Below are 9,812 nucleotides of genomic sequence, written 5' to 3'. Positions count from 1 at the left end.
GCAAACATCCCTAATGATCAGGCACGTTGCAACCACCGCTCGAATCCGCCCGTAGTGGGCTACGAAGTTCCGCTCACATGGGCGGCCTCGAAGTCGTTGTAGTGCAGACAATTCAGGCATTCTTCGTATGGCTGTGGCGATTGACGGTCGATTGTCAGGAAGTTGCTGGCACATCCTCAGGATCGAGGGCAACAGTGATCGATTGTGACCGTCCTCGAACACGACATCGCCCGCCCACGCTGGGCGTTGCCCAGTCTCGCCGCCCTTCTTGTCGGAACAGCAGGGGCCTATGCCCTCGATCTGAACCGCGAGCAGTGGGGTAATTCCTTCTATGCGGCGGCCGTACAGGCCGGCTCGATCAGTTGGAAGGCGTTCCTGTTCGGTTCGTCCGATGCCGCGAACTCCATCACGGTGGACAAGCCGCCGGCATCGCTGTGGATCATGGAACTCTCGGTACGGACTTTCGGTCTCAACTCGTGGTCGCTGTTGTTGCCGCAGGTGCTGATGGCCGTGCTGAGTGTGGGAATCATGTACGCGATCGTCGCCCGTCGATTCGGATACGGGGCAGCGTTGATTGCCGGCGCGGTATTGGCCACCACCCCGACCTTCGCGCTGATGTTCCGCTACGACAATCCCGACGCCTTGCTCACCCTCACCCTGCTGGGGGCAGCGTGGGCGATGCTGCGTGCTGTCGAAGACGGACGCACTCGCTGGCTGGTGCTGACCGGCGCTGTAGTAGGTCTCGGATTCCTGACCAAACAGCTGCAGGCGTTCCTTGTCGTTCCGGCTCTTGCCGTGGCCTACGCCGCGTTCGGTCCGCCCAAGCTCGGAAGACGACTTCTGCAGTTGCTGGCCGCTGGTGCCGGCGTGCTCGTCTCCGCTGGATGGTGGGTTGCGATCGTGCAACTGGTGCCGGCGGCGGACCGGCCCTGGGTCGGTGGATCGAAGACCGACAGCATTCTGGATCTGACCTTCGGCTACAACGGCCTGGGCAGGTTGACCGGTAACGAACACGCGGGCACCGTCGGATCGTCTGCCGGTGATGCAGCGCAGGCCGGCGGTTTCGGGCCGGGTGGGCACGGGCCGCAGACGGGCATCACCCGAATGTTCGCGGCCGCCCAGGGTGGCCAGATCTCGTGGCTGATCCCGGCCGCACTGGTGCTCGTGGTCGCGGGAATCGTGTTGCGCGGCAGAGCTCCTCGGCAGGACTTTCGGAGAGCCTGGTTCGTGATGTGGGGACTGTGGCTCGTCGGGTGCTCGCTGGTGTTCAGCTTCATGTCGGGCACCTTCCACTCCTACTACACGATCGTCGTCGCTCCGGCGATTGCCGCCATCGTCGGAGCGGCCCTCCGTGAGCTGTGGGTGAGGCGCGAAAAGCCCGCGTGGCGTGCGGTTCTCGTGCTGGCATCGGCGATCACGACGGCTACCTCGTTCGTTTTTCTCGCCCGCACTCCCGAATTTCTGCCGTGGCTGCGGTGGGTAGTGCTGGGAGTCGGGGTTGTCGTCGCAGTGGCCCTGGTGTTCCGTGGGTCCCGTTCGATGTCGATTGCGCTGGGGGCGATGGCAATTGCGGTCGCTCTTGCGGGTCCCGTCGCATACGTCGCCGATACCGTGGTCACTCCGCACACCGGAGGTGGCCCGTCGGCCGGGCCCGCTGTTGCGTCTGACCAGGCCGCGTACCGAAGTGGTCGAGAGGGTGAAGATGCGGAGCGGTCAACGCAATTCGGCTCCCCATCAGCTCCCGACTCCGAGTTGACCGGACTCCTCGAGGCTGATCGGCAGAAGTACACCTGGGCGGCGGCGACCATCGGATCCAATGCCGCCGCGGTTCTGCAGCTCGCGACCGACGACCCGGTGATGCCGGTGGGTGGATTCTCCGGAACCGACCCCTCGCCCACACTCGACCAATTCGAGGCCGACGTGGCCGCGGGAAAGATCCATTACTTCATCGCAGGAACGGGCAAGACCAGGCCGTCGGCGATCGGTGACTGGGTCGCCGCGACCTTCACACCGAGGACCGTCGGCGATTACACGGTGTTCGACCTGAGTGCCTGAGGCAGTGGTGCGGTTCAGTGCCCCACGGGGCACCTAACCGCACCACTGTCCGCTACCGGCCTTTCTTGATCGCCTCGAATACCTTCGGGTCGACGAGGGTGGAAACGTCGCCGAGTTCGCGGCCCTCGGCGACGTCGCGGAGCAGGCGACGCATGATCTTGCCGGAGCGGGTCTTCGGCAATTCCGGCACGATGGAGATCTCGCGCGGTCGGGCGATCGGTGAGATCTCCTTGGAGACCTGCGCTTTGAGTTCGGCGATCAACGCATCGCCGGTGTTCTCCTCGCCGGCCCGCAGGATGACGAACGCCACGATGCCCTGTCCGGTGGTGTCGTCGGCCGCACCGACCACCGCGGCCTCGGCGACACTGTGATGGGTGACCAGTGCCGATTCCACTTCGGAGGTCGAGATGCGGTGGCCCGAGATATTCATGACGTCGTCGACGCGGCCGAGCACCCACAGTGCGCCGTCGTCGTCGTACTTGGCGCCGTCGCCGGCGAAGTACCAGCCCTCTTCGGCGTAGCGGGACCAGTAGGTGTCCTTGTAGCGGTCCATGTCGCCCCAGATGCCGCGCAGCATCGCCGGCCACGGCTCGTCGAGGACGAGGTAGCCGTTGCCGCCGTTGCCCAGTGGCTTGGCGTCGTCGTCGACGATCTTGGCGGAGATGCCGGGCAGTGGGGTCATCGCCGAGCCGGGTTTGGTGGAGGTGACACCGGGCAGTGGGGAGATCATGATCGCGCCGGTCTCGGTCTGCCACCAGGTGTCGACGATCGGGGCGCTACCGCCACCGACGACGTCGCGGAACCAGCGCCACGCCTCGGGGTTGATGGGCTCGCCGACGGATCCGAGCAGGCGGATCGAGCTCAGGTCGTGGGCCTCGGGAATTTCCTTGCCCCACTTCATGAAGGTGCGGACGAGGGTGGGGGAGGTGTAGTAGATCGAGACCTTGTATTTCTCGATGACGTTCCAATGCCGGTGCTCGTCGGGTGAATTGGGGGTTCCCTCGTAGACGACCTGGGTGGCGCGGTTCGAGAGCGGACCGTAGACGATGTAGGAGTGTCCGGTGACCCAACCGATGTCGGCGGTGCACCAGTAGACGTCCTTGCCGGGCTTGTGGTCGAAGACGTTGTGGTGGGTGTACGAGGTCTGGGTGAGGTAGCCGCCGGAAGTGTGAATGATGCCCTTCGGCTTACCCGTCGTGCCGGAGGTGTAGAGAATGAACAGTGGATGCTCGGCCGGGAACGGCTGGGCCTCATGCTCTTTCGACGCGTTGGCGACGGTCTCGTGCCACCACAGGTCACGCCCCTCGGTCCAGGCGACGTCGGAGTCGGTGCGCTTGACGACGAGCACGTGTTGGATCGAGGCCGCTCCGTCGACGGCTTCGTCGACGGTGTCCTTGATGGGAGCGGGCTTGCCGCGTCGCCACTGGCCGTCGGTGGTGATGACGAGTTTGGCTTCGGCGTCGTCGATGCGTGAGCGCAGTGCGGTGGCGGAGAAGCCGGCGAAGACGACCGAGTGGGTCAGGCCCAGGCGGGCGCACGCGAGGATCGAGACGATGGCCTCGGGGATCATCGGCATGTAGATCGCGACGCGGTCGCCGGAGACGAGGCCGAGTTCGGTGAGGGTGTTGGCGGCCTGGCTGACGTCGGCGAGCAGATCGGCGTAGGTGACGTCGCGGCTGTCGCCGGGCTCGCCTTCCCAGTGGATGGCGACCTGGTCGCCGTGGCCGTCGATGACGTGGCGGTCGACGCAGTTGTAGGCGACGTTGAGCTCGCCGTCGGCGAACCACGTGGCGACGGGGGCGTCGGACCAGTCGAGTACCTCGGTGAAGGGTGTGTGCCAGTGGAGACGGCGGGCCTGCTCGGCCCAGAACCCGAGTCGATCCTTCTCCGCGGCGGCGTACAGATCCGCCTTGGCGTTCGCCTGAGCCGCGAACTCGGCCGAGGGTGCGTAGGAGGCAACTGCGGTCTCGTCTGTCCCGGAGGTACTGGTCGTCATCTCGAATAGCTCTCTTTCGTCCGATGCTTTTCACCCATGAAACGGCACTTGTCAGCCGGTCTCGAGCCCCTAGTGAGGGTAGTCACATGTGATCGCGATCGCACCGTTGCAATCGCCTGCAACCCCTTGATCTGCGGTGATCGGTAGTTTCCGCACGATGGGCGGTAATCAGGGCCGTCGGTGAGCGAGTTCGAAGCCGCTCGAATCCGAACTGTGGGAAATCGACTTGCCGAAACATTTCGACCATGTTTCGGAGTTACCCACCGGTCAGCAAAATCTGGGGGAGTTCACATGTTCGTTTCAGGATGTGTCTAAAGTCCATCCCATCAGATCGTTGGAACGGCTCACATGCCGTGCCATGCGGTCGCCCACGAAACCCCGGGCGTCGCGCCCGAGGAACTGAGCATGGATGACCCCATGCTCACATCTGGATGGAGGATTTTCCTTGCGTATCAAACGTGCCGCGGTCGTCACCACGGCTGTGCTGATGAGTGCGAGCCTGCTCGCCGCCTGTGGCGGCGGGGGCTCGAGCTCCGGCGGCAGCGCCGACGGGATCTACAGCATCTACATCGGCGAGCCCGAGAATCCGCTGGTTCCCGGCAATACCACCGAGAGCGAAGGCAGCCAGGTACTCAAGGCGCTGTTCACTCCGCTGGTGACGTTCAACGACGAAGACAACAGCGTCGAGTACAACGGCGTTGCCGAGTCCGTCGAGTCCGAGGACAACGTCAACTGGACCGTCAAGCTCAAGGACGGCTGGACGTTCCACGACGGCACTCCCGTCACCTCGGAGTCCTTCACCAAGGCGTGGAGCTATAATGCGTTGAGCACCAACGCTTTCGGTGCCTCGTACTTCTTCGAGAACATCGAAGGCTATGCGGATCTGCAGGGCAGCGACACCGCCGAGCCCGCCGCGACCGAACTGAGCGGCTTGAGCGTCGTCGACGACACGACCTTCACAGTCAAGCTCAACGGACCGTTCGCGATCTTCCCGCTGACACTCGGCTACACCGCGTTCGACCCGCTGCCGGAGGCGTTCTACGCCGACCCGACGGCATTCGGTACCCGCCCGATCGGTAACGGCCCGTTCAAGGCCGACTCGGAATTCGTTCCGGGACAGGGCTTCACCGTCACGAAGTACGACGACTACAAGGGTGACAACGCCGCCAAGTCCGCGGGCGTCAACTTCAAGGTCTACACCGAGCTGAACACCGGCTACAACGATATTCAGGGCGGCGGACTCGACATCATGCTCGATCTGCCCGAGGACGCCTGGGCGACCGCGCGAGATCAGTTCGGTGATCGCTACGCCGACCGCGCCCGTCCCGACATCACCTCGCTCGGCTTCCCGACGTACGACCCGCGGTTCCAGGACCCGAACGTGCGCAAGGCATTCTCGATGGCCATCGATCGCCAGGCCATCGCGACCGCAATCTTCACCGACACCCGAACTCCGGCAAACTCCTTCGCGTCTCCCGTGGTCGAGGGCTACCGCGAGGATGCATGCGGAACCACCTGCGAGCTCAACGCCGACGAGGCCAACCGCCTGCTCGACGAGGCCGGCTTCGATCGTAGCCAGCCGATCGACCTGTGGTTCAACGCCGGTGCCGGCCACGACTCATGGATGACGGCCGTGGGCAACCAGATTCGCGAGAACCTGGGTGTCGATTACGCACTGCGGGGCGATCTTCAGTTCGCCCAGTACCTGCCGCTGCAGGACGCCAAGGGTATGACCGGCCCGTTCCGTTCGGCCTGGGTCATGGACTACCCGTCGATCTACAACTTCCTGGCACCGCTGTATTCCAAGGCAGCACTCGCGCCGGCCGGCAGCAACTATGTGTTCTTCGACGATCCGGCGTTCGACGCCAAGTTGGCCGAAGGTAACAACGCCGAGAGCGTCGACGCGGCGACGGCCAAGTACCAGGAGGCCGAGGACATCCTGATTCAGCAGATGCCCTCCACCCCGCTGTTCTACGGCCTGAATCAGGCAGTGTGGTCCGATCGCGTCTCCGACGTGAAGATCGACAACACCGGCGACATCGTCCTCGAAGACGTTGTAGTCAGCTAATAACGGACACCGGTGGGTGGCAACGGACGTGACTCCGTTGCCACCCACCGGTTCGTTTCGGCGGTGGGCTCGACGCCTACCGAAGACCTGCGTCAGCGAGACCCGATTCGCAGGATCGCCGCATTCAAGGAGAAACCACAGTGGGTCGCTACATATCCCGCCGATTACTGTTGACGATTCCCGTCCTGATCGGCTCTTCTTTTCTCATCTTCGCCATGGTCTACGCACTGCCCGGTGATCCCATCCGCGCCCTTGCCGGAGATCGCCCGCTCGCCCCTGCCGTCGTCGCGCAGCTGCGCGACGACTTCAACCTCGACGACAATCTGGTCGTCCAGTACCTCAAGTACATCGGTGGATTCTTCCAGGGCAATTTCGGCACCGACTTCTCCGGCCGCCCCGTGCTCGACACCATCGAGCGGGCCCTGCCCGTCACCATCAAGCTGACGATCGTCGCCGTGGTCTTCGAGACGATCATGGGAATCGCAGCGGGTGTGCTCTCGGCCCTGAAGAAGGGGTCGTTCTTCGACAACCTCGTGCTGGTGTCCACCACGTTGCTGGTATCGGTTCCGGTGTTCGTCCTCGGCTTCATCGCGCAGTTCACGCTGGGGGTGAAACTGGGTGTCTTCCCGATCTCCGGTATCAACAACGGGTGGTCGAGCTACCTGCTCCCGGGCCTCGTGCTCGCCTCTTTGTCGATGGCGTACGTCGCCCGGTTGACACGCACGTCCGTGGCGGAGTCGATGGCGGCGGATTACATCCGTACCGCGAAGTCCAAGGGAATCAGCAACCGGCGCATCATCGTTCGGCATGCGCTGCGCAACTCGCTGATCCCCGTCGTCACCTTCATCGGTGCCGACGTCGGCGGTCTGCTGGGCGGTGCGATCGTGACGGAGACGGTGTTCAACCTGCCGGGTCTCGGGCGCGCGATCTACGACGCACTGGCGCGTCAGGAAGGTGCCGTCGTCGTCGGCATCGTGACGCTCTTCGTGTTCTTCTACATCTTCTTCAACCTCGTGGTGGACGTTCTCTACGCGGTTCTCGATCCAAGGATTCGCTATGAATAAAGAAGATTCGAGCGCAGCTCAGCACGCCGCGGACGAAGGCCAGCCCGGCAACGTCATCACCGGCGAGGCCGTCGATCTGGTCGGCCAGGCCAGCCTGTGGGGCAACGCGTGGAAGTTCTTGCGCAAGAGCCCCTTCTTCATCATCGGGTCGTTCCTGCTCGCTGTGCTCCTGGTGATGGCGGTGTTCCCGCAACTGTTTGCCCGCGGGATCGACCCTCGGGTGTGCTCGCTGTCCGACTCGCGCCAGACACCGAGCGCCGAGCACTGGTTCGGCACCGACATCCAGGGGTGCGACTACTACGCCAACGTCATCTACGGTGCGCGGATCTCGCTGTCGATCGGTGTGCTGTCGGTCATCGGTGTGCTCATCATCGGTGTGCTGATCGGTGCTCTCGCAGGCTATTTCGGCGGAGTAACCGACAGCATCCTGGCGCGGTTCACCGACGTGTTCTTCGGAATTCCACTCCTGCTCGGTGCCCTCATCCTGTTGACGGTGACCGAACAGCGCACCATCTTCACCGTCTCGCTCGCTCTGATCGTGTTCGGCTGGATGACGGCGATGCGACTGGTCCGATCGAGTGTCATCGCGATCAAGAACAGCGAGTACGTTCAGGCCGCTCAGGCGCTCGGTGCGTCCACGTACCGTATTCTGGTGCGGCACATTCTGCCCAATGCCCTTGCGCCGGTGATCATCTACGCCACCATCTCGGTGGGTACGTTCATCGCGGCCGAGGCGACGCTGACGTTCCTCGGAATCGGACTGCAAGCTCCCGAGATCTCGTGGGGCCTGCAGATCAACCTCGGTCAGAACGTGTTCCTGACGGCACCGTACCTGGTGCTGTTCCCGGCCGCGTTCCTCTCCGTCACGGTGCTCGCGTTCATCATGCTCGGCGACGCACTTCGTGACGCACTCGATCCGAAACGGAACTGACATGAGTATCCAGAAGGACACGGTTCTGACCGTCACCGATCTGACGGTCGAGTTCGAGGTCGAGAAGGTATGGCGCAAGGCCGCCGATTCCGTCTCGTTCACGGTCGCCGCCGGAGAAGTCCTCGCCATCGTCGGTGAGTCCGGATCCGGTAAGTCGACCACCGCCATGGCAATTCCCGGCCTGCTGGCCGACAATTCGCGCGTCTCGGGCAGCATCGTGCTCGGCGAGCGTGAGCTGGTCGGCTTGCCGGAGAAGCAGTTGGCTCCTATCCGCGGTAAGAACGTAGCGGTCATCTTCCAGGAGCCCATGACGGCGCTCAATCCTGTGTACTCGATCGGTTGGCAGATCACCGAGGCCATCCGCGCGCACACGTCGCTGTCGAAGAAGGAAGCGAAGGCGCGGGCCGTCGAGTTGTTGAAGCTCGTCGAGATGCCTGATCCGGAGACTCGGGTGGACTACTACCCGCACCAGCTCTCCGGTGGTCAGCGTCAGCGCGCCATGATCGCTCAGGCGCTGTCGTCGGATCCGTCGCTGCTGATCGCGGACGAGCCGACCACCGCGTTGGACGTCACGGTGCAGGCCGAGATCCTCGACCTGATGCGCGACCTGCGTAACCGCATCGACGCGTCGATCGTGCTGATCACCCACGACATGGGTGTGGTGGCCGACATGGCCGACCGCATCGCGGTGATGAAGGACGGCGTCATCGTCGAAACCGATGCTGCACAAACAATTTTCAAGAACGCGGCGCATCCGTACACGCAGCAGTTGCTCGCCTCGGTTCCGCACCTCGGCAGCAGCATGGAGTCCGTGGCGGCGGGCACCATCGCCCAGCCGAGCGCTGTCGAGGACACTCGGGCTCTGAGCATCGTCGACGGCGTCATCGACTACCCGGGCCGTACCGTGTTCCGGGCCGTCGACGGGGTCAGCCTCGACATCGAGATGGGTGAGGTCGTCGGACTCGTCGGTGAATCGGGCTCGGGAAAGTCGACGATCGGCAAGGCCGTGGTGGGGCTGAACAAGCTCACCGGCGGCTCGTTGTCCATCGGCGGCGTCGACATCACGAACATGTCCAACCGTGACCTGCGTTCGGTGCGCAGCAAGGTCGGCATCGTCTTCCAGGATCCGGGTTCGTCGCTGAACCCGCGCTGGCCGATCGGCCAGTCCATCGCCGAGCCGATGCTGTTGCACACCGAACTCGGTGCCTCCGAGCGGAACAAGAAGGTCGAAGAACTGCTCGATCAGGTGCACCTGTCGCGGACCATGCGCAACCGGTATCCCCACCAGTTGTCCGGTGGGCAGCGCCAGCGAGTCGGTATCGCGCGGGCGCTCGCCCTGGAGCCGACGCTGCTGGTGGCCGACGAACCGACGTCCGCGTTGGATGTGTCGGTGCAGGCGAAGGTGCTGGATCTGTTCAAGGAACTGCAGCGTGAGTACGGTTTCGCGTGCTTGTTCATCAGTCACGACCTCGCTGTGGTCGAGGTACTGGCCAAGCGCATCGCGGTGCTGAACAAGGGCAAGCTGGCGGAATTCGGTACGACGGACCAGATCCTGCGCCGTCCGACCAACGAGTACACCAAGCGGCTGCTCGCGGCCGTCCCGGTGCCGGATCCGGCCGAACAGGCCAAGCGTCGCCAGGCACGCGCCGAGCTGTTGGCGGCAGGGGCAAAGTAGGGGTAAGGGGAGGGGGTACCGTC

General features: G+C 63.8%; 6 protein-coding genes. 5 read left to right on the top strand and 1 reads right to left on the bottom strand.

Annotated elements, in window-relative coordinates:
* Positions 1 to 204: 204 nt before the first annotated feature.
* A complete protein-coding gene (locus QM797_RS25605) occupies positions 205 to 2,055 on the top strand; it encodes a glycosyltransferase family 39 protein (protein WP_283278535.1) in 1,851 nt (616 codons plus the stop codon).
* 52 nt (positions 2,056 to 2,107) lie between these two features.
* Here QM797_RS25605 and acs read toward each other — a convergent pair whose 3' ends face one another.
* Entirely contained in the window at positions 2,108 to 4,051 is a 1,944-nt protein-coding gene (acs, locus tag QM797_RS25600; protein ID WP_283278534.1) for an acetate--CoA ligase, read from the bottom strand.
* Between the two features lie 445 nt (positions 4,052 to 4,496).
* Between acs and QM797_RS25595 the strand changes: the two genes are divergently transcribed.
* From QM797_RS25595 to QM797_RS25580, 4 genes are all read left to right on the top strand, one after another.
* Positions 4,497 to 6,119, top strand: a complete 1,623-nt coding sequence (locus tag QM797_RS25595) for a peptide ABC transporter substrate-binding protein (RefSeq protein ID WP_283278533.1) — start codon at positions 4,497 to 4,499, stop codon at positions 6,117 to 6,119.
* Positions 6,120 to 6,259: 140 nt separating this feature from the next.
* The gene (locus QM797_RS25590) at positions 6,260 to 7,183 is read left to right on the top strand and encodes an ABC transporter permease (protein ID WP_283278532.1); all 924 of its coding nucleotides are present in this window, start codon (positions 6,260 to 6,262) and stop codon (positions 7,181 to 7,183) included.
* Positions 7,176 to 8,114 (top strand): ABC transporter permease, encoded by a 939-nt coding sequence (locus QM797_RS25585; RefSeq protein WP_283278531.1) that lies wholly within the window; start codon positions 7,176 to 7,178, stop codon positions 8,112 to 8,114. Before QM797_RS25590 ends, QM797_RS25585 begins: the two co-directional genes overlap by 8 nt.
* A 1-nt stretch (position 8,115) precedes the next feature.
* Positions 8,116 to 9,789, top strand: coding sequence for an ABC transporter ATP-binding protein (locus QM797_RS25580; protein WP_283278530.1), 1,674 nt, complete (start codon positions 8,116 to 8,118; stop codon positions 9,787 to 9,789).
* The last annotated feature ends 23 nt before the right edge of the window (positions 9,790 to 9,812 follow it).

The sequence above is a fragment of the Rhodococcus sp. IEGM 1381 genome (assembly GCF_030056795.1).
Classification (GTDB): Bacteria; Actinomycetota; Actinomycetes; order Mycobacteriales; family Mycobacteriaceae; genus Rhodococcoides.
The sequence above is the reverse complement of the archived record's forward strand: the minus strand, read 5'-3'. Positions and strand labels throughout refer to the sequence as shown.